Here is a 17,545-nt window from a genome sequence, read left to right on the forward strand (position 1 = left end):
GAGCCCGCAACCGGTTCCCTTTGGACCTGCTCCACACTAATGATGGTGCCATGTTGACCAATTCCGTTGACGACGCAAGCGACGCAGGACGTCCCTCCGGCCAGAATGGCGAGCCGCGCCTCGAAATTCACGAGGAGGGGAACGCGCTTTCCTGTCGTCTGTCGGGGGCGTGGAATACACGCACGGTTGCCAAGGTCGATGCGCGCATGCGCAAGCTCGAAGCGCAGAACAGCCTGCAGCATGTCGGGCTGGACCTTTCCGGCATCACCAGCCTCGATACGGCCGGAGCCTGGCTGATCGAGCGTCTCGTCTATGCGCATCAGTCACGCGGTGTTGAGGTCGAGCTGACCGGAGAGAGCGAAGCGGCCAGAATTCTTTTGCCGGCTGTGCGCGAAGCGGTCGTGCAGGACGGCGAAGCCAAGCCGCGCCCCAAGGGCTCGATCATCATCAACACGCTGGAGCGGATCGGACGCGCCATGTACGAGGCGCGCGACGACATCGTCTATGGCGCGCATATTCTGGGCGCCACCATTGGCGGTGCGCAGATGAAGCTCGGCCGCACCCACGCCATCAACCCGGCGGCAATCGTCAGCCAGATCGACCGCATGGGCGTCGGCGCGGTGCCGATCATCGTTTTGATGTCGGCCATCGTCGGCGCAATCATTGCCCAGCAGGGCGCGTTCCAGCTTCGCTATTTCGGTGCGGAGATCTTCGTTGTCGATCTGGTCGGCATCCTGATCCTGCGCGAGCTCGGCGTGCTGATGACCGCGATCATGATCGCCGGTCGCTCCGGCAGCGCCATCACTGCTGAAATCGGGTCCATGAAGATGCGCGAGGAGGTCGATGCGCTGACCGTCATCGGCCTCAATCCGGTCGGTGTTCTGGTGTTCCCGCGCCTCGTCGCCCTGATGGTTGGCGTTCCGTGCCTGACCATTGTCGCCAATTTTGCCGCCCTTGGCGGCGCGATGCTGATCGCGTGGCTCTATTCGGGCATTCCGCCGGAAGCGTTCATCGACCGGCTTCGCGATTCCATCGATCTTTCAACGATCTTCGCCGGTTTGATCAAGGCGCCCTTCATGGCGCTGATCGTCGGCATCATCGCCTCCATTGAGGGGATGAAGGTGGGCGGCAGTGCGGAATCGCTCGGCAATCACGTCACCGCCTCGGTGGTGAAGGCGATCTTCGTGGTGATCGTGGTGGATGGTCTGTTCGCCATCTTCTATGCGGCAATCGATTTCTAGGGTTTTGGGCGTATGGTGCTGATCGACGAACAGCGGGAGACGCAGACGGGCGAGACGCGGGACGTGGTCCTGTCGGTGCGCGACGTCACCGTTGGCTTTGGCGACACCGTGGTGCTCGACGGCCTGTCGCTCGACGTCTACCGGGGCGAGATCCTTGGCTTTGTCGGCGCATCGGGTTCGGGGAAGTCCGTCCTTCTGCGCACCATTCTGGGCCTCATTCGCAAGCGTTCCGGCATGATCCGCCTTCTGGGGCAGGATCTCGACAAGGCCAATGACGAGCAGCGCCTCAAGGTGGACATGCGCCAGGGTGTTCTGTTCCAGCACGGTGCGCTGTTTTCAGCGCTCACCGTTCTGGAGAACATTCAGGTGCCGATGCGGGAATATCTCGATCTTCCGCGCGCCCTTATGGATGAGCTTGCCTATCTGAAGCTCGAACTGGTGGGCCTGCCGCGCACGGCCGCGCCCAAGTTTCCGTCCGAACTTTCAGGCGGCATGATCAAGCGCGCAGCACTTGCGCGGGCTCTGGCGCTCGATCCGGACATTGTTTTTCTGGACGAACCGACCTCGGGGCTTGACCCGATCGGCGCTGCGGAATTCGATGAGCTGGTCGGTAAACTGCGCGACACGATGGGGCTGACCGTCTATATGGTCACGCACGATCTCGACAGTCTTTTGACGGCGTGTGACCGCATCGCCGTTCTTGGTGGCAAGCGTGTTCTGGTGGATGGCACCGTCGACGACATGCTCGCATGCGACGATCCTTGGGTGAAAGCCTATTTCAGGGGAAAGCGGGCCCGGCAGATCGACCGTTCCGCAAGAGGTTAGCAGGCATATTATGGAAACCAGAGCCAACTACGTTCTTGTCGGCTTCTTCACCGTTCTGGTCATTCTGGCCGCGTTCGGTTTCGTCTACTGGTCTGCCAATATCGGTGACCGGGGGGAGACGGCGCTGCTGCGGTTTCGCATTCCGGGTTCCGCTTCCGGCCTCTCGCGCGGCAGCGCAGTGCTGTTCAACGGCGTGAAGGTGGGTGACGTTCGACGGGTCTATCTCGATCTTTCCAACCCCAGCGTTGCAATTGCCGATGCGCAGGTGGATCGCCTGACGCCGATTACCAGTTCCACCAAGGCTGATGTCGGGCTTGCCGGCCTGACGGGCACCGCGAATATCGAAATGACCGGCGGCAACCCAAACGAACCCAATCTGTTTGATCTCGCCGAGGACGAAGACACTGTTGCCGAGATCCAGGCCAGCCCCTCGGCCGTGACCAATCTTCTTCAGACCGCACAGAGCCTGCTGACGCGGGCGGATTCCGTTGTCGATCAGCTTGAAGGGTTCACGCAGGATGCCCGTCAGCCGCTGACCGAAACCGTCAAGAACGTGCAGCGCTTCTCCGAGGCGCTTGAGCGCAACGCGTCCGGCATTGATGATTTCCTGTCCAATGTGAGCGATCTCTCCGGCACCATTTCCAAGGTTTCCGGGCAGCTCGACAGCACGCTCAAGGCCGCCGAAGAACTGATCACCTCCGTGGACCGGGACAAGGTCTCTTCGATGGTGACCAACTTCGATGAATTCTCGGCGCGTCTCGAAAAGGCCAGCCGCAACATCGACACGGTGATGAGCAGCGTCGATGAAACGGTCCGCTCTATCGGCACCTTCTCCACCAACGCCAATCAGACGCTGGCCAAGCTCGACGGCGTGCTCGACAGTGTCGATCCGGCGACCGTCAAATCTGCCGTGGGGAATTTCGAGGAGGCGAGCGCCACGGTGAACCGGGCTGCCAAGAGCATCGCCGATGTCAGCGAAACCGTGGACAAGCGCAAGGAAGACATCGATTCCTTCATCACCAATGCAAGCGAACTCGCAAGCCAGCTCAACAAATCGTCCGTGCGGCTCGATTCCGTTCTGGCAAAGCTCGACGGCATGCTTGAATCCGGGGATGGCGAGGGCCTGATGGCCGATGCGCGCGAGACGCTCAAATCCTTCCGCAAGATGGCTGAGACACTCACCGTCCGCGTTGATGCGATTTCCGGCAATCTGGAGCGCTTCTCGGGCGGTGGTCTGCGAGAGGTGGAGGCACTGGTACGCGACGCCCGGCGTTCGATCAACCGCATCGAAAGCGCGGTCTCGGACTTCGAGCAGAACCCGCAGCGCATCATTACCGGTGGGGATGGCACGATTCGTCGCTACGATGGGCGGGTGCGGCGTTGACATTCATGCTGCATCATCCCAAACAAATTAAGGATTTTGCATTTCTAGAGGGGCGAATCTCCCCGGTTTGTCCGGCGTTTGGTTCGAGGAGCGTTTTTTGAAAACGAGTGCGAGGATTTCCGCGCTGTTGGTGCTTGGAAGCGTGTTGGCGGGCTGTGCAGCCCTGCCGGGGGGCGGTCCTGCACCGGTTGATGCCTTTAACCTCACGCCACCGCCGGTTTCGACCGATGGCCGACGCGCAGCGCGAACGCAGATCCTCGTCACCGAACCCACCGCCATCAAGATGCTCGACGGTCAGGACATCGTCGTTAAGACCTCCGGCGGCGCCATCCAGTATCTGGGCGGCGTTCGCTGGGCTGATCGCCTGCCGCGCATCGTACAGACCAGCATGGCCGATCTTTATCAGCGCTCCGGTCGCTTTGGTGGCGTTGGCATGCCGGGTGAAGGTCTGGCCATTGACTATCAGATCCTCGCGGATCTGCGCAGTTTCGATGTGCAGGTCAATGGCGCGAAGCGTGCCGAAGTCGAGCTGTTCGTCCGCGTTCTGAACGACCGCAATGGCGTCGTGCGGGCCTCGCGCACCTTCCGCGCGTCTGCTCCCGTCACGGGGACGGGCTCGGAGGCTTTCGCCGCAGCACTCGACCGCGCGTTCAGCGCCGCCGTGGCCGACCTGGTGGACTGGACAGTCACCAGTATCTAGATCGCTCTGCGATCAGTCAGATACCATCACATTCGTGATATGGAATTTGCAGCCACAGTGCGGAGCGTGGTTCGCCTCTCGACAGGCTCAGGGCGCTCGCCATGAAGGGGCATTGTGTCTGAAATCCGCCGCAACACCTTTGATCGAGGTTTCCTGCAAGCGGCCTCTTCCCTCATGGTGAGCTTGTCGAACCACGCACCGCATGAATGCAATGCGATTGCGCTCTATGTTCAGACGCTCGTTGCCACCATGCTGCGCCCCGCTGAACCGTCCCTCAAGCCTTTAGAAACGGTCGACCACGGTCACGCCGGTCGCCTGAAAGCTGTCCATCCCCGTCAGCGCTTCTATGGCCTCTTCCAGCGCGATGCGCTTTCCGATGAGACGCTGCGGCTCCACCTTGCCTGTGGCGATCATGGCCATCATCGCATCGTAGCGATGGGCCTGCATGCCGTGGCTTCCCAGTATTTCCAGCTCATTGGCAATGATCTGCGCCATCGGAACCTGCGGCGTGCTTTGCTCCGCCACCATGAGGCCGATCTGCACATGCCTGCCGCGTTTGCGCAGGTTGCGGATGGAGTTGAAGCAGGTCTCGGGATGACCAAGCGCATCGATGGAGACATGCGCGCCACCCTGCGTGATCTCGCGCACCGCTTCGGCCACATCGGGAACCGCTCTGGCGTTGATCGTGGAGACCGCACCCAGCGCCTGTGCGAGCGCGAGCTTGTCGTCGGCAATGTCCATCGCCACGACGTTTGCTCCAAGGGCATTGGCGATCATGATGGCTGAAAGCCCCACACCGCCGCTGCCGTGAACGCTTACCCATTCACCGGCTTTCGTCCGGCCCTGATCCACCACAGCACGAAACGAGGTGGCGAAACGGCAGCCGAGGCTGGCAGCGGTCACGAAGTCCATGTTTTCGGGCAGGGCGACGAGGTTCAGATCCGCCTGATGGATGGACACATATTCTGCGAATGAGCCCCAATGAGTGAAGCCGGGCTGAAACTGGTGGTCGCAGACCTGCTGATGTCCTGCATGGCATTGCGGACAGCCACCGCACCCACCGACGAAGGGGACGGTGACCCGGTCACCGATCTTCCATTTGCTGACGGAACCGCCGACAGCGGCCACGGTCCCTGCCAGTTCATGTCCGGGCACATGCGGCAGTTCGATGTCGTCATCATGCCCCATCCATCCGTGCCAGTCGCTGCGGCAGACACCTGTCGCTTCGACCTTCAACACCACGCCATGCGGTTCGGGCGTCGGGTCGGGGAGGGTGGCCAGACGCGGCGTCTCTCCAAATGCCTCAAAGAACACGGCCTTCATTCTGTCCCTCCCGATTCTGTGTCAGTCTTTCCATATCGGATTGCCTGAACGCAGCTTTGTCAAAGCGTTTTGCACGGCGCTTGTCTGGACATGCCTGTGACGCCGGCCACAAAAAAAACGGGCCCTTGCGGGCCCGTTTTCATTGGTGAGGGTTCGTCTGCTTTAGCGCAGGCGACCGCTGGCATGGGCCAGCATGGTGTAAACCTTGCCTGTGTCGGAGGTCAGGTAGGTCTGGGTCATCATGTTGTCGCGGTCCGAACGGGACACGTCGCGCAGCAGCTTCTCGAAATCGCGGCAGTAAAGGTCCACGGCCGAATGGAACTCGGGGTCGGAACGATACTTGCGCTGGATCTCGTCAAAGGTCTGCTGGCCCTTCAGCGTGTAGAGACGGCGCGTGAAGACATTGCGCTCACCGCGGCGGTAACGCTCCCAGAGGTCGATGGACGCTTCGTGGTCGATTGCGCGTGCAATGTCGACCGACAGCGAGTTGAGCGATTCGACCACATGAAGCGCCGAACGATCTTCCTTCTGGACCGACGGTGCAGCCGGTTCGCGTCCCTTGCCGCCTTCCTCGCTTGAGGCGCTGCGCAGAAGATCGCGGATCCAGCCACCGCCGGGCGCCTGAGGCGCTGCCTGCGGTGTCGGGGGGCTGGGGGCACGAGCGGTTTCCTGCAGACGCTCTGCCGGGCGAGGCGCCACGGGTGCAGCGGGCTGACGCGGACGCTCGATCACGGGCTGCTGCGGTGCGACGGAGGCTGTCGGTGCCTGCGGAGCGGGCGTCGGGGCCTGTGTCGGCCGGGGCTGCTGAAGCGGAGCGGGCGCTGCGGTCAGGCGTGTCTCGCTTGCCTGTTCCACATGGTACATCTTGCCCGATTTCGAAACGATGTCCGAAAGTTCCTTGAGCGCGTTGACCTGCTCGCTGATCGCGTTGCGCATGGCCGAGGTCGACTGCTTGGCTTCGGCCGGGAGTTCGGCAATGCCGCGCTTCACGTCGGTGCGGGTCTGCTCCAGCTCGGTGCGGATCTCCGAGGCGGTGCGACGGATCTCGTCGGTTGCGCCGCTGAAACGGCTGGTTGCCGATTCCACGACCTCTGCAATCGCTTCGCGGATGCCGTCCACCGACTGGCGCGTACGGCCCTCGGCGGAGGTCAGGATGCGCTCCACGAAGTCCTCGAACGAGTTCATCGTCTTTTCGATGTGCTCGGACTTTTCCACCAGACCGCTTGCCAGCGCTTCCAGCGCCTTCTGGCGGTCTTCCAGATTGCCGGTCAGGCCGGACTGGGCGCGCTCGAGAAGCTCCGATGCGGTTTCCAGAACCTTGCTGTGGTCCTCGAAACGGCTGGCGATGGCCGAAACCTCGCGCAGGGTCCGCTCCGAGAAGTCGGCGAGGCGACCGGAGTTCGCATTGATGAGGCTTGCCGAATTGGAGAAGGTCTCCGCGGCTTTCTCTGCATTCTCGGCAAAGGATGTGGCCGTGCCGCTCAGGCGCTCGTCCACCTCGGAAAGGTTCCGGGAGGCGGTGGAGATGAGTGCGCCGAGGCGCTGACCGGAAACACCGAGCTTCTGGAGAAGATCGTCGATATTGCCGGTAATGCTCGCCTGTGCCTGCTCGAAGGCCGAGAGGGTCTCGTGGGTGCGGTTGGAGAGTGCGTTGACCAGCGCGGCATTCTCCGACTGCAGACGTTCGGTCGTCTCTTCGGTGATGGCCCGGATGCTGGAGCGCAGCTGGCCGCCGCTCTCGGCAAACTTGTCGACCAGCGGCTTCGCCGTCTCGTCAAGAATGCGCGACAGTTCGGAGGTGCGGCCTGCAAGCATGGCGTTGAGTTCGCGCGTCCGCTCTTCAAGATTGGACACGGTCTCGCTGGTGCGCTTGCCGATATGGTCGTCCACGGAGGCGAAGGTCTGGGCAATCGTATCTGCGGTAGAGACCAGACGCGCCTGCGTTGTCGAAAGCTGCTGGTTGACGTGCTGGGCAACCGATTCTGCGCTCTCACGCAGGCGGGCGTCCGCATCCTCGATGCCGCCGGAGATCGCACCGGCAATCGTGCTGGCGCTGTTGGACAGACGCTCCTGAAGGCCCGACAGCGTATCGCTCATGGCATTGGCGCGCGCATCCAGCTCAGCCGACGTCTGATGCGTACGGGCGATGATGCGCTGATCGAAGTTCTCGAACGTGCTGGCCAGCTGTTCGGTGCGCTCTGCGAGCTGCTCCGAAGTCTGGTCGACACGGCTGACCAGCTTGCGGTCGGCGGCGTCGAACGTGTCGGTGATTGCCTTGGTGTGCTGCGACAGCGTTTCCGCCGTCGTCTCCAGACGCGAAGCGATACGGCCGTCGACCTCTGCGAAGGTCTGGGCGAACACGCCTGCGCGTTCGGTGAAGCGCGCCGAAGCGTCGTCGAAGGTGCGATCAATGTCCTCGATGCGCGAACCCAGCGTGGAAGCGGTCTGCTCGGCGCGGGCGGCAATGCGCTTGTCCGCATCCTCGAACACCCTGGAGGCTTCCTGGTTCAGTGTGGAGGTGGCTTCGATCACCTTGTCACGCAGCGCGCCTGCCACGACCACCGCGCTGTTTTCCAGCGTGGAGCGGACATTCTCGACGCCCATGGAGAGTGCTTTCTCCATGGTCTGCGTACGCTCTTCGATGATGTTCGTCTGCTTGGAGAACATCTCGTTGACGCGGGTTGCCTCGTCCTCGATCACGGCGTTCAGCGCCTGACGACGCTCGTCGATCTTCGCGATGTTGACGTCCAGCGCCTCGGCGAAGCCGTCGCGCGTCTTGGCCAGGTGCTGAACCTGCTCGCCAATGCCTGCCTCGAAGGTCGTGCGGGCTTCGTCGAGCTTCTCCATATCCGACTGGAAGGCGCCGGAGAGGCGCTGATGCGTCTCCTCGAAGGCTTCGATCTGGCGCTTTGCAGCGTCGCTCATGCGCGCCTGCGTCGCGTCGATCCGCTCGATGCCTTCATCGAAATGGGCGCTCATCTGCGACCAGTTCTGATCGATCTGCTTGCCGAAGTCGCTGGCGGTGTTCTCCAGCATGATGCTGGTGGAGGCCACGAGATCGGACATCTCGGAGCCGAGTGCGGCCTTGCCGGCTTCCACGGCTGCCGAAACATCGTCCTTGCCCTGGGCAAAGGTCGTGGCGATCTCGCGGGTGCGTTCGACCAGCGTCTCATTGATGCTGCGTGCGCGGGCCTCAAGCGCCGAATTGAGCTTTTGCGTGCCCGAGTCGAGCGCTTCTGCGCGGGTGGTGAACTCGGAGATCAGAGCGCGGCCGCGCTCGGTGATAGCGGTTTCCAGCTGACCGAGGCGCGAATCGAACTCGCCGGTCAGGGATTCGCTTGCTTCGCCGAGCGAAGAGAGCAGGGCCGTGCTGCGCGTCTCGAACAGCGTGTTGAGCGAGCGCGTGGTCTGGTCGGTGCGCTCGGCCAGCGTGGCCATGCGCTCGTCGAACAGGGTGCTCAGCGTCTTTGCGGCATCCTCGGTTTCCTGCGTCAGCGTGCCGAGGCGCGATTCCAGAACCCGGGTGAGGTTCTGTTCGGCGTTCTGCGTGTTCTCGCTGAACGTCGCGATGCGCGAATCGAGAACGCTGCCAATCTTGTTGACGGCCTGTTCAGCGCCATCGGTGAGGGCCGAAACGCGCGAATCCAGCAGTCCGCCAATTTTCTCATTGGCTTCCTCGGTGCGCTCGGCGAGCGTCGCCATACGCGTGTCGAACAGCGTGGTGAGCGTCTGCGTCGCGTCTTCCGTGCCCCTGGTCAGCGAGGCAATGCGCGTGTCGAGCAGGTTGGCAACCGCATCGCCGGACGTGGTGATGCGCTCGGACAGGCTCTGAATGCGATCGTCGATGCCCTTGTGCAGGTTGCCGCCGGTGCCGTCGAGCTGCTTGAGCAGCGTTTCGCTGGAAGCGTTGACCGAGGCGGCAAGCTGGCGCGAAGCATCAGCGATGGTGGCGCGGATGCGCTCGCCGGCCGTGTCCAGCTCGTCTTTCAGGATTTCGTGTGCGCCGGCGATTGAAGCGCGCACGCGCTCTGCGTGGCCAACAATGCCTTCGCGCTCTGCGCCAAGGCCGTCCACGAGATGGCGAATGCGCGATTCGTTGGCCGAGTAAGCGCGCTCGAGTTCGCTCACTTCCGTGTGGACCAGCGATTCCAGTTCCACGGCGCGGGTGAGGGTGCGGTCCATGCCGTCGCCCATTGCCTGCACCTCGCGGCGCACGGCCTGGCCGACCGTCATGACGCGCTCATGGGCAAGGCTCTCCGGCTCTGCAAGGCGGAAAGCGGCTTCAGCCATGGACTGGGCTGCCAGGCGCATCTCCTGCGCGCGGCGCACCATCACGGCAAAGCCCCAGAAAAGGATCACGGGAACGATGATGCCGATGAGCAGCGCAATGGCGTGCGGAGCCGCCATGAAGGCTTCGGTGGAGCGAATCTGCCAGAGATCGGAGCCGTAAAGCAGCTGGCCAAGCATAAGGCCGCCGCCGACCCAGAGAACCGAAAGGGCTGCCACGAGCCAATAGGCGGTGTTGGGTGCGCGACGATCGAATTTGCGCATGACGCTCGAAAAGTCGCCGGCGCGGTCGTCATTGGCAGGTGCGAAGGGCTGGGAGGCTGTCTGTTCGGGCGCGGGTTCGACCGGGGTGAGGTCCTTGCGATTGGCCGGCGCTTCGAGATTGGCGGGCTTGGGCGCAGCAGTGCTGGCCGCCGGGGCTTCTGCCTTGGCGGGCGCGGGCTTCTCTGCTTCGCTGGAGCCCTTGGGGGCTTCCTTTTTGTCGCTCAAGGGGATCTCGCTCACGGTGACTTTCTCGTCTCCGTTCTGATCGCGGTTTTCGCGTGCGAGTTCCTCAGCCGCTGCAGAAATCTGCGCTTCCAGATCCTCCATGGATGCGGCGATGTCCAGATCGCCGTTCTCCAGTCCGTCCGCAAGCTCCAGATCGAGTGCATCCTCGAGTTCCTTCGCAAAATCGCGCTTGGATTGATTTTTCTTTGCTACTGTACGCGCCATACCGCCAAACCTTCAGCTACTCACCGCCGGAGTCCCATACGCAAACTTCGGGACCTCGTACTCCGACACTATGCCCAAATTGAGCCAAGCGTATCGTAATGGGACATCGCGCTGTTGAAAACATCCAATCAGCCGGATGTGTAAAAGTTTAAACATAAGGTTAACGTGGTTTTTGGCGAATTACTCATTTTGCACCGATGCCGTTAACCCGTTGTCCATCCGGGATTAATAGTGTGTGAAGGGTGACGTTGGGGGAAGTAAAGTCGGATGCCGGCAAACATTAAGGCCGAAGCCCCGGGCAGGGTGAGGGAACTGGGGCCGGAGGGGCTTCCTCTCGATATGGAACACCTGACCCGGCAGACTCTCGGAGACAAGGCCCTGGCGACCGAGGTGCTGAAACTGTTCCAGACACAGACACTTGGGCTTGTGGATCGCATGGAGGCGGCAGACATGCGCAACCGCCGCGAGCTGGCCCATGCGCTGGTCGGTTCGGCCCGGGGCATTGGCGCGTTCCGCGTTGCTGAATGCGCCGCGCGCATCGAAAAGGGCGAAGCCGGTCCGGGCGAAATCATGCACCTGTCGAGCCTCATCGACGAAGTGCATGAATTCATTTCATCTTTATCCTGATCACCCTGCTGCGGCATCGCCGACAGATTGCGTTTCCCGATCAAAGCCAATATGTGAAGCGCCAAGTCTTGGCGTCGGGTGCGTTCGAACAGGGCCGGAGTGCCCGGTTCATGCTACGCGACGAAACGCTTTCACTATTCTGCCGGGAAACTTGCATGCCGAAAATCTCCTACATCGTCCCCGATGGCACACGATTTGACGTGGAAGCCGAGAATGGCTCCACTGTCATGGAAAACGCCATCCGAAACGCCGTTCCGGGCATTGAGGCAGAGTGCGGCGGCGCCTGCGCCTGCGCCACGTGCCATGTCTATGTGGATGACCAGTGGGCGGAAACGGTCGGCCAGCCGGAGGCCATGGAAGAGGACATGCTGGACTTCGCCTATGAAGTGCAGCCCACTTCGCGCCTTTCCTGCCAGATCATCGTTCGTGACGAGCTTGACGGTCTCGTGGTTCGCATTCCCGAGCGGCAGGCCTGATTTTCAGGCGTGCTGGCGGGAGCGGGCGGGCGCAAGCCTCTGCCCTCTGCCCGCGGTCGCTTCAGCGGGGGCTCCGGTTTAGCCGGGATTGCGCCCGCGTTCGAGCTGCTCCAGCCGATAGTTGAGGAGGCGCATCAGCCTCCATTCAAAATTCCCGCTTTCAATACGGTCGAAGCGCGCCTGCGCTGCATCGTGTGCATTCAGCGTTTTCTCGGTGATTTTTTCGGCGCGTTCCTGAAGCGCCTCGCAGGAAGCGCGTGGCCTGAGCCGCGCCACATCTTCCTCGATCTTGCGGGCATAGCGCTTTGCAATGCCAAGATGGCTTTCTTCGTGCCGCTTGATGTCTTTCGAAAGCGTGTCCCAGATCAGCGCGGTTTCGGGCTCGGCGCGCTTGCGGTTTCGCCAGCGCGGCAGGAAGACCTGCGCATCCACCGAAACATTCACGGCGGCGATCCGGCAGCGCCTCTCATCTTCCTCGTAAGTGATCTTGGTCTTGAACTCCATGCGCGTCGCGCCCGGGTGCCGTTGCCCGGTGCTTTGCACTTCCGGGCCGCGGGAGCGCAGCTGCTCCTCAATCTCTCCAAGCGTTTTCCCGCCGATGGAGAAATAGCTGTAGCTGCGCGAAATATCGGCGCTTGCTGCTGGAAGAACGCCGGCAGCCATAAGGACAGGCGCCAGAAAGGTGAGAGTAAGCGTCGTGCGTTTCATCATGTCTCCGATACTCACCCTGCGACCTTGGCTGAGCGATGGCAACCCCGGATCGGCGGAGCGCCGACTCAATCTGCTCACCACATTGCGGTTGATTTTGGCGGCAATGAGCCGCAAAAACGCCTGATTGTGATCCGGAGGCCGAAAGCCCGATGACCATTCCGACATGGAAGCTTGCCCACGGGTGCGAACTTGCGCTTGGACCGGAAGCGATTGTGATGGGGATTCTCAACGTCACACCGGACAGTTTTTCCGATGGCGGCGCGTTTCTGGATGCCGGTCATGCGCTTCGTCAGGCCGAGAGGCTCGTGAGTGAGGGCGCGCGAATCATCGATATTGGCGGCGAATCCACCCGTCCCGGCAGTGAACCGGTCTCCGCTGCCGAAGAGCAGGACCGCATCCTGCCGGTGTTCGAGGCCCTTGCCGGTCGCGACGATGTTTTGCTCTCCGTCGATACCTACCGGGCCGAGACCGCGCGGCTCGCAGTCACCGCCGGCGCGCATATCGTCAATGATGTGTGGGGCCTTCAGCGTGAGCCCGACATTGCCGAGGTTGCCGCTGCAACCGGTGCAGGCCTTGTCATCATGCATACGGGCCGCGAGCGCGAGAAGCTCCCCGATGTGATTGCCGATCAGTTCGCGTTCCTGCGCCAAGCGCTTAAAATCGCCAGTGGGGCAGGGGTGCGCGATGAGCAGATCATGCTCGACCCCGGTTTCGGCTTCGCCAAGGATGTGGATGAAAACATCGAGATCATGAATCGCTTTGGCGAACTCTCGGGTCTTGCGTTTCCGCTGCTTGTCGGTACATCCCGCAAGCGTTTCGTTGGTGCGATAACCGGTCATGAGAAGGCCGAAGACCGCGATGCGGGAACCGCAGCGACGAGTGCGCTGTTACGAATGAACGGTGCAGCCGTTTTCCGGGTGCACAATGTCGCAATCAACAGGGATTCGCTAAAGGTGGCGGATGCTATGCTGGCGACCAGAGAACGGGCCGGGTGAGGCGATGATGTATGTGATCCGGATGATGAACTGCGCTTTCTTCGCGCGGCATGGCGTCCTCGACGAGGAAGAGAGGCTGGGTCAGCGTTTCTATGTCGACGCGGTTCTGACGGTGGAGCCCGGTCGGGCCCTGAGCGACGATTCCCTGGAGGGCACCGTCGATTACGGGGCGGCCTTCAAGGTCATCGAAGAGATTGTTGCCGGCAAGCGGCGTTTTCTCATCGAATCGCTGGCGCTTGAGGTTGCCAGGGCGCTCTGCGCCCGCTTTCCCGAGATCGCCCGGTCCGACATCACGATCCGCAAGCCGAATGCACCGGTTCCGGGTGTTCTCGACTATGTCGAGGTTTCGGTGGCCTGGCCCCAGTAAATGCCGAAAACGCACGATGCCTATCTTGGTCTGGGCGGCAATATCGGAGAGCCGCGCCGGGCAATGCAGCTGGTCCTGCAGGCGCTGGATGAGCGCGCGGATACCGCAGTTCTTGCGGTTTCCGCGCTCTATCGCACGCCGCCCTGGGGTGTTGTCGATCAGCCGGATTTCCTGAACGCCGTCGCTCTGGTGCGCACCGAACTCGCACCCCACGCCCTGCTGGACGAATGTCTGTCCATCGAGCGCGCGCTCAAGCGTGTTCGCGCCGAGCGCTGGGGGCCGCGCGCCATTGATGTGGACATTCTGCTTTATGGCGATCTGAGCATTGATGATGAAGGCCTGACCATTCCCCATCCGCGTATGGGCGAGCGCGCCTTTGTACTGGGTCCGCTGTCCGAGATCGCGCCGGGGATCGAGATTGACGGTCAGATGATCGAAAGCCGCCTTGCGACGCTCGATCAGGCCGGCATGGAGCGCATTACCGCCGATGGCGGCTGGTGGCGCAGCCCACCAAACAACCCGACAAACAAAAAGAGCGGCTGACGGCCGCTCTTCTTTCAGTCTCGGATTTCTGGGCCAGCGTGACTACTGGCGGGCAATGGCTTCAAGGCCACCCGATTTGGTGCGCTTCAGCTTCATGCCGATCACCGGGACCATGTCATCTTCCACCTGCACGGAGATGGTGATGTGCATGGTGTTGTTGTCGCTGATGCGGGCACGCATCGCGCCACTGAGCGACGAGCGGTGCAGGGCAAACACAACGTCCTTCCCCATCACCTTGCCGCCCGTGACATCCAGCCCCTTGCCGGCTGCACCGTCGAGGAAGGTGCCGCGATAGTCGGAACCGGTGAGAACCACATTCGCTTTCATGGGCTGGGTGAAAACGCCGACACGGCAGCTTCCGTCGAGCGCCATGCCGATTTTCTTGTCCGGCGTGCCGCCGTCGAAATTGCAGACGAACTTCGTGCCCTTGTATTTGCCGGCCACGATTTCACCCGGACCGGACCAACTCCCCTCGACAGTCTGGAAAAAGCGCCGCTCCTTCTCTGAAGCTTCCGCCTTGCCGGCGAGGCCGGAGATCGGAGCTGCTGCCGCCGTCAGAAGAGCAAGCCTGAGCGCGAATTTAAGCATGAGCGAAGTGACCAAACTTGTTTGAAACTGGGAACTGCGGGGAATCTTGCCGCAGATTGGTTAAGGCTTTGTCTACCATGTCCCGGCTTCTGTTTGGAGACGGTTCCCGCTTCAAACCATGGTTGCAATGCACGCTAGCGGTCAGGTGTGTCTTTTCGGACTCACCCAAAAGAGGCAGCAGTCGTCCAGCTTGGGTGCTTGCAGCCTATGCCTTCGGCGCTTCCTTCTTGTCTTTTTCGCTTGATGCAAAGCTCGTCAGCGCTTTCAGGAAATCACCGACGCCGGGGCGCTGCAGGGCCGTGAATGGCAGAGGGCGGGCCGCGTCCATCGCTGCGATGCCGATCCGCGCCGTCATCATGCCGTTGACGACGCCTTCACCGAGCTTGGCGGACAGGCGGGCTGCAAGCCCGTGTCCCACCACCTGCTGCACCAGTGTCTCGCCAGCCGCCATGGAACCGGTGATGGCCAAATGCGTGAAAATGCTGCGCACCAGCCGCATGAAGCCAAGGAAGCCCGGACGACCGCCATAGAGGTCGGCGATGCGGCGTGTGAGCCTTGCTGCTTCGAAGAGCACATAGATGATGTCGACCAGCGCACGCGGAGAAACGGCTGTCACCACGGAAACGCGCTTGGCCGCGTTCAGCACCTGCTGGCGGGCGGCGGCATCCAGCGGGGCCAAAAGCTCCTTCTCCGCCACGGTCAGAAGATCCGCGCCGTCGATCACATCGTCTTTCAGGCTTTCAAGCGTTGCGCGTCCGGCTGCCGTTTCCGGCTTTCCGGCGAGAAGCCCCATCAGGTGGTCGACCGTCTTGCGCGCCTCTTTGGCATCATTGCGTTCGATGGCGTCGGCGGCGTCCCGGCGCATCGTCTCGATTGAGGCAAGCCGCATGATGCCCAGCGCTTCGCGGGTCAGGATGGCGATGAAGGCGGTGAGCCCGATCGTAGCCACGCCAAGCGCCAGCCATCCCAGCCAGTCTGCGCGGTTGTAAAGGTCGCGGATCAGCTGATCCGTCCACAGGCCGATGGCCAGCGACAGGAGAACGCCGAATGCGGCGAAGAAGACCCGTCCCAGAATGGAACGCCGGCGTGGCGGGATCGGCGGGGGATCGGCGAGCGCCATGTCCTGTTCGGCAAAATAGTCTTCGCTTTCGGCGACCACCGCCACGGCGTTGCAGGGGCCGATGGCCTGCGGCTTTCGCTTCGGCGCCGTCTTTTCAGGCTTCTCAGGCTTTGGCGGGTCCACGCGGAAGGATGCGGGCGCTCTGCTCATGCGAGATGGTCTCCGACGAGAAATTCAAGGGCCCGGTCAAGCCGGATATGGGGCAGGGACAGGGTGACGCCTTCCGCCGTCTGCTCAAGCCGGGGCGGGCGGAAGCGCACGAAGCGGATCGGATGGTCCGGCGGGCTGTCCGACCCGTCTTCCACTTTCTTCTGCTGAAAGATCAGGCCGGGCTTTTCCGGCAGGTCGCCGGGAAAGATTGCGGTTTCGGTTTCGCCGTCAAATGTCTCGCCGGCAATGGTCTCGCCCGCAAGCGGGGTGCCGATGATCACCGGCAGCGTTTCCTTGCCCTGCCGAACCGTGCCTTCTCGTGTGGCCCGCACGGCAGCCATGGCCAGCACATCCACTGCCGCGCCTGAAAAATCCGCACGCGCGATGGCGCGGTCGGCCAGCCGTCGCACAATGGCCTGCAGGCGGTCATGGCTTTCATGATGAATGTGATCCGCCTTGGTCGCCGCCACCAGAATGCGGTCAATGCGGTGGGCGAAGAGCCCCGTCAGCAGATTGCCGCGTCCCTGTCGAAAACACGACAGGATCTCCGTCAGTGCGCGCTCCAGATCGGTCACGGCTTCCGCACCCGCATTCATCGCCTGCATCGCGTCCACAAGCACGATTTGCCGGTCCAGCCGGGCGATGTGGTCGCGGAAGAAGGGGCGGATGACATGCGTCTTGTAGGCCTCGAAACGCCGTTCCATCATCGCGTGCAGCGATCCGGGCTTGTGTTTCTTGCCCGGCTCGACCTCGAGCGGCGCAAAGGTCAGCGCCGGCGATCCTTCCAGATCGCCCGGCATCAGAAAGCGTCCCGGCGGCAGTGTCGAAAGCGCCCTGTGGTCGGCCTTGCAGGCGCGCAGATAGGTCGAGAAGGCTTCGAACAGCCGCCGCGCGGTCATCTCGTCGGCTGGCGCGTCCGGGTCAATCCCGCTCGCCATCTCACGCCATTCGGCTGAAAGCTCCGCGCGGACGGGCAGGCGCGCCATCTCCATGGCCTCCTGGCAGAACGTGTCGTAATCCTTGCCGAGAAGCGGCAGGTCGAGCAGCCATTCTCCAGGATAATCAACGATGTCGAAGGAGAGTTTTCCGCGCGACAGGAGCCGGTTCCAGGCGGACGCGGACTCGAATTCCACCGTCAGCCGCAGTTCTGAAATGGCGCGCGTGGACTCCGGCCAGATGCGGCTTTCGACCAAGGCTGCGATGTGGTCCTCATACTGGAAGCGCGGCACCGCGTCGTCCGGCTGGTGCTCCAGATAGGCTTTGGATATCCGCCCCGATTTCTGGGCGTCGAACATGGGCAGCCGCCCGCCATGCAGCAGATTGTGAATGAAGGCGGTGATGAAAACCGTTTTGCCGGCGCGGGACAGCCCTGTCACGCCGATCCGCAGCGAAGGCGAAATCAGACCGGCAGCGCGTCCGGTCAGCGTGTCGAAGGCGATCCGCGCTTCGTCGGAATATGTCGTCAATGAAGCCAAGAGGCGAAATCCTCAAAAA

General features: G+C 62.2%; 15 protein-coding genes. 9 read left to right on the forward strand and 6 right to left on the reverse strand.

The genetic code is table 11. From position 1 onward, the window contains the following. The first annotated feature begins 50 nt into the window (after positions 1-50). The 4 genes from AC4PTT_RS09490 (at position 51) to AC4PTT_RS09505 (ending at position 4,150) form a co-directional block, all read left to right on the forward strand. A complete protein-coding gene (locus tag AC4PTT_RS09490; protein WP_432516371.1) occupies positions 51-1,241 on the forward strand; it encodes an ABC transporter permease in 1,191 nt (396 codons plus the stop codon). Between the two features lie 12 nt (positions 1,242-1,253). Continuing rightward, on the forward strand, positions 1,254-2,066 hold the full coding sequence (locus AC4PTT_RS09495) for an ABC transporter ATP-binding protein (RefSeq protein ID WP_113155372.1): 813 nt from the start codon (positions 1,254-1,256) through the stop codon (positions 2,064-2,066). Positions 2,067-2,076: 10 nt separating this feature from the next. Next, positions 2,077-3,450, forward strand: a complete 1,374-nt coding sequence (locus AC4PTT_RS09500) for an MlaD family protein (RefSeq protein WP_113155371.1) — start codon at positions 2,077-2,079, stop codon at positions 3,448-3,450. A gap of 97 nt (positions 3,451-3,547) precedes the next feature. Beyond that, positions 3,548-4,150 (forward strand): ABC-type transport auxiliary lipoprotein family protein, encoded by a 603-nt coding sequence (locus AC4PTT_RS09505; protein WP_206547472.1) that lies wholly within the window; start codon positions 3,548-3,550, stop codon positions 4,148-4,150. A gap of 282 nt (positions 4,151-4,432) precedes the next feature. Here AC4PTT_RS09505 and AC4PTT_RS09510 read toward each other — a convergent pair whose 3' ends face one another. Next, positions 4,433-5,473 (reverse strand): zinc-dependent alcohol dehydrogenase family protein, encoded by a 1,041-nt coding sequence (locus AC4PTT_RS09510; protein ID WP_492161031.1) that lies wholly within the window; start codon positions 5,471-5,473, stop codon positions 4,433-4,435. 162 nt (positions 5,474-5,635) lie between these two features. Continuing rightward, positions 5,636-10,474: an apolipoprotein A-IV repeat region-like domain-containing protein gene (locus AC4PTT_RS09515; protein ID WP_492161032.1), complete on the reverse strand. Its 4,839-nt coding sequence runs from the start codon at positions 10,472-10,474 to the stop codon at positions 5,636-5,638. 339 nt (positions 10,475-10,813) lie between these two features. On the opposite strand from AC4PTT_RS09515, the gene AC4PTT_RS09520 reads away from it, so the two are divergent. Next, a complete protein-coding gene (locus AC4PTT_RS09520; protein WP_492161033.1) occupies positions 10,814-11,101 on the forward strand; it encodes an Hpt domain-containing protein in 288 nt (95 codons plus the stop codon). 155 nt (positions 11,102-11,256) lie between these two features. Next, on the forward strand, positions 11,257-11,577 hold the full coding sequence (locus AC4PTT_RS09525) for a 2Fe-2S iron-sulfur cluster-binding protein (RefSeq protein ID WP_113155367.1): 321 nt from the start codon (positions 11,257-11,259) through the stop codon (positions 11,575-11,577). A gap of 78 nt (positions 11,578-11,655) precedes the next feature. Here AC4PTT_RS09525 and AC4PTT_RS09530 read toward each other — a convergent pair whose 3' ends face one another. Beyond that, on the reverse strand, positions 11,656-12,285 hold the full coding sequence (locus tag AC4PTT_RS09530; RefSeq protein WP_315900348.1) for a DUF922 domain-containing Zn-dependent protease: 630 nt from the start codon (positions 12,283-12,285) through the stop codon (positions 11,656-11,658). 152 nt (positions 12,286-12,437) lie between these two features. Here AC4PTT_RS09530 and folP point away from each other — a divergent pair, with 152 nt between their 5' ends. From folP to folK, 3 genes are read left to right on the forward strand one after another with little or no spacing between them, the layout of a single operon-like run. Continuing rightward, positions 12,438-13,283, forward strand: coding sequence for a dihydropteroate synthase (gene folP / locus AC4PTT_RS09535; protein ID WP_492161034.1), 846 nt, complete (start codon positions 12,438-12,440; stop codon positions 13,281-13,283). Between the two features lie 7 nt (positions 13,284-13,290). Beyond that, positions 13,291-13,650 (forward strand): dihydroneopterin aldolase, encoded by a 360-nt coding sequence (gene folB / locus AC4PTT_RS09540; RefSeq protein ID WP_206552784.1) that lies wholly within the window; start codon positions 13,291-13,293, stop codon positions 13,648-13,650. Then, on the forward strand, positions 13,651-14,193 hold the full coding sequence (gene folK / locus AC4PTT_RS09545) for a 2-amino-4-hydroxy-6-hydroxymethyldihydropteridine diphosphokinase (RefSeq protein WP_206995129.1): 543 nt from the start codon (positions 13,651-13,653) through the stop codon (positions 14,191-14,193). 42 nt (positions 14,194-14,235) lie between these two features. Here folK and AC4PTT_RS09550 read toward each other — a convergent pair whose 3' ends face one another. The 3 genes from AC4PTT_RS09550 to AC4PTT_RS09560 all read right to left on the reverse strand — a co-directional run bounded on the left by AC4PTT_RS09550 (position 14,236) and on the right by AC4PTT_RS09560 (position 17,526). Next, positions 14,236-14,781: a hypothetical protein gene (locus AC4PTT_RS09550; protein ID WP_113155362.1), complete on the reverse strand. Its 546-nt coding sequence runs from the start codon at positions 14,779-14,781 to the stop codon at positions 14,236-14,238. Between the two features lie 205 nt (positions 14,782-14,986). Further along, a complete protein-coding gene (locus tag AC4PTT_RS09555) occupies positions 14,987-16,051 on the reverse strand; it encodes a YcjF family protein (RefSeq protein WP_492161035.1) in 1,065 nt (354 codons plus the stop codon). After that, positions 16,048-17,526 carry a YcjX family GTP-binding protein gene (locus AC4PTT_RS09560; protein WP_492161036.1) on the reverse strand — a complete coding sequence of 493 codons (1,479 nt, stop codon included), beginning with the start codon at positions 17,524-17,526 and terminating at the stop codon, positions 16,048-16,050. Before AC4PTT_RS09560 ends, AC4PTT_RS09555 begins: the two co-directional genes overlap by 4 nt. Positions 17,527-17,545: the final 19 nt, after the last annotated feature.

The sequence above is a fragment of the Nitratireductor sp. WH36-1 genome (assembly GCF_058725515.1).

Coding starts and splice junctions, on each gene's coding strand:
- folB (WP_206552784.1), top strand. CDS start 13,291: ATGTATGTGATCCGGATGATGAACTGCGCTTTCTTCGCGCGGCATGGC.
- AC4PTT_RS09550 (WP_113155362.1), bottom strand. CDS start 14,781: ATGCTTAAATTCGCGCTCAGGCTTGCTCTTCTGACGGCGGCAGCAGCT.
- AC4PTT_RS09495 (WP_113155372.1), top strand. CDS start 1,254: ATGGTGCTGATCGACGAACAGCGGGAGACGCAGACGGGCGAGACGCGG.
- folP (WP_492161034.1), top strand. CDS start 12,438: ATGACCATTCCGACATGGAAGCTTGCCCACGGGTGCGAACTTGCGCTT.
- AC4PTT_RS09500 (WP_113155371.1), top strand. CDS start 2,077: ATGGAAACCAGAGCCAACTACGTTCTTGTCGGCTTCTTCACCGTTCTG.
- AC4PTT_RS09515 (WP_492161032.1), bottom strand. CDS start 10,474: ATGGCGCGTACAGTAGCAAAGAAAAATCAATCCAAGCGCGATTTTGCG.
- folK (WP_206995129.1), top strand. CDS start 13,651: ATGCCGAAAACGCACGATGCCTATCTTGGTCTGGGCGGCAATATCGGA.
- AC4PTT_RS09530 (WP_315900348.1), bottom strand. CDS start 12,285: ATGAAACGCACGACGCTTACTCTCACCTTTCTGGCGCCTGTCCTTATG.
- AC4PTT_RS09490 (WP_432516371.1), top strand. CDS start 51: ATGTTGACCAATTCCGTTGACGACGCAAGCGACGCAGGACGTCCCTCC.
- AC4PTT_RS09520 (WP_492161033.1), top strand. CDS start 10,814: ATGGAACACCTGACCCGGCAGACTCTCGGAGACAAGGCCCTGGCGACC.
- AC4PTT_RS09555 (WP_492161035.1), bottom strand. CDS start 16,051: ATGAGCAGAGCGCCCGCATCCTTCCGCGTGGACCCGCCAAAGCCTGAG.
- AC4PTT_RS09510 (WP_492161031.1), bottom strand. CDS start 5,473: ATGAAGGCCGTGTTCTTTGAGGCATTTGGAGAGACGCCGCGTCTGGCC.
- AC4PTT_RS09525 (WP_113155367.1), top strand. CDS start 11,257: ATGCCGAAAATCTCCTACATCGTCCCCGATGGCACACGATTTGACGTG.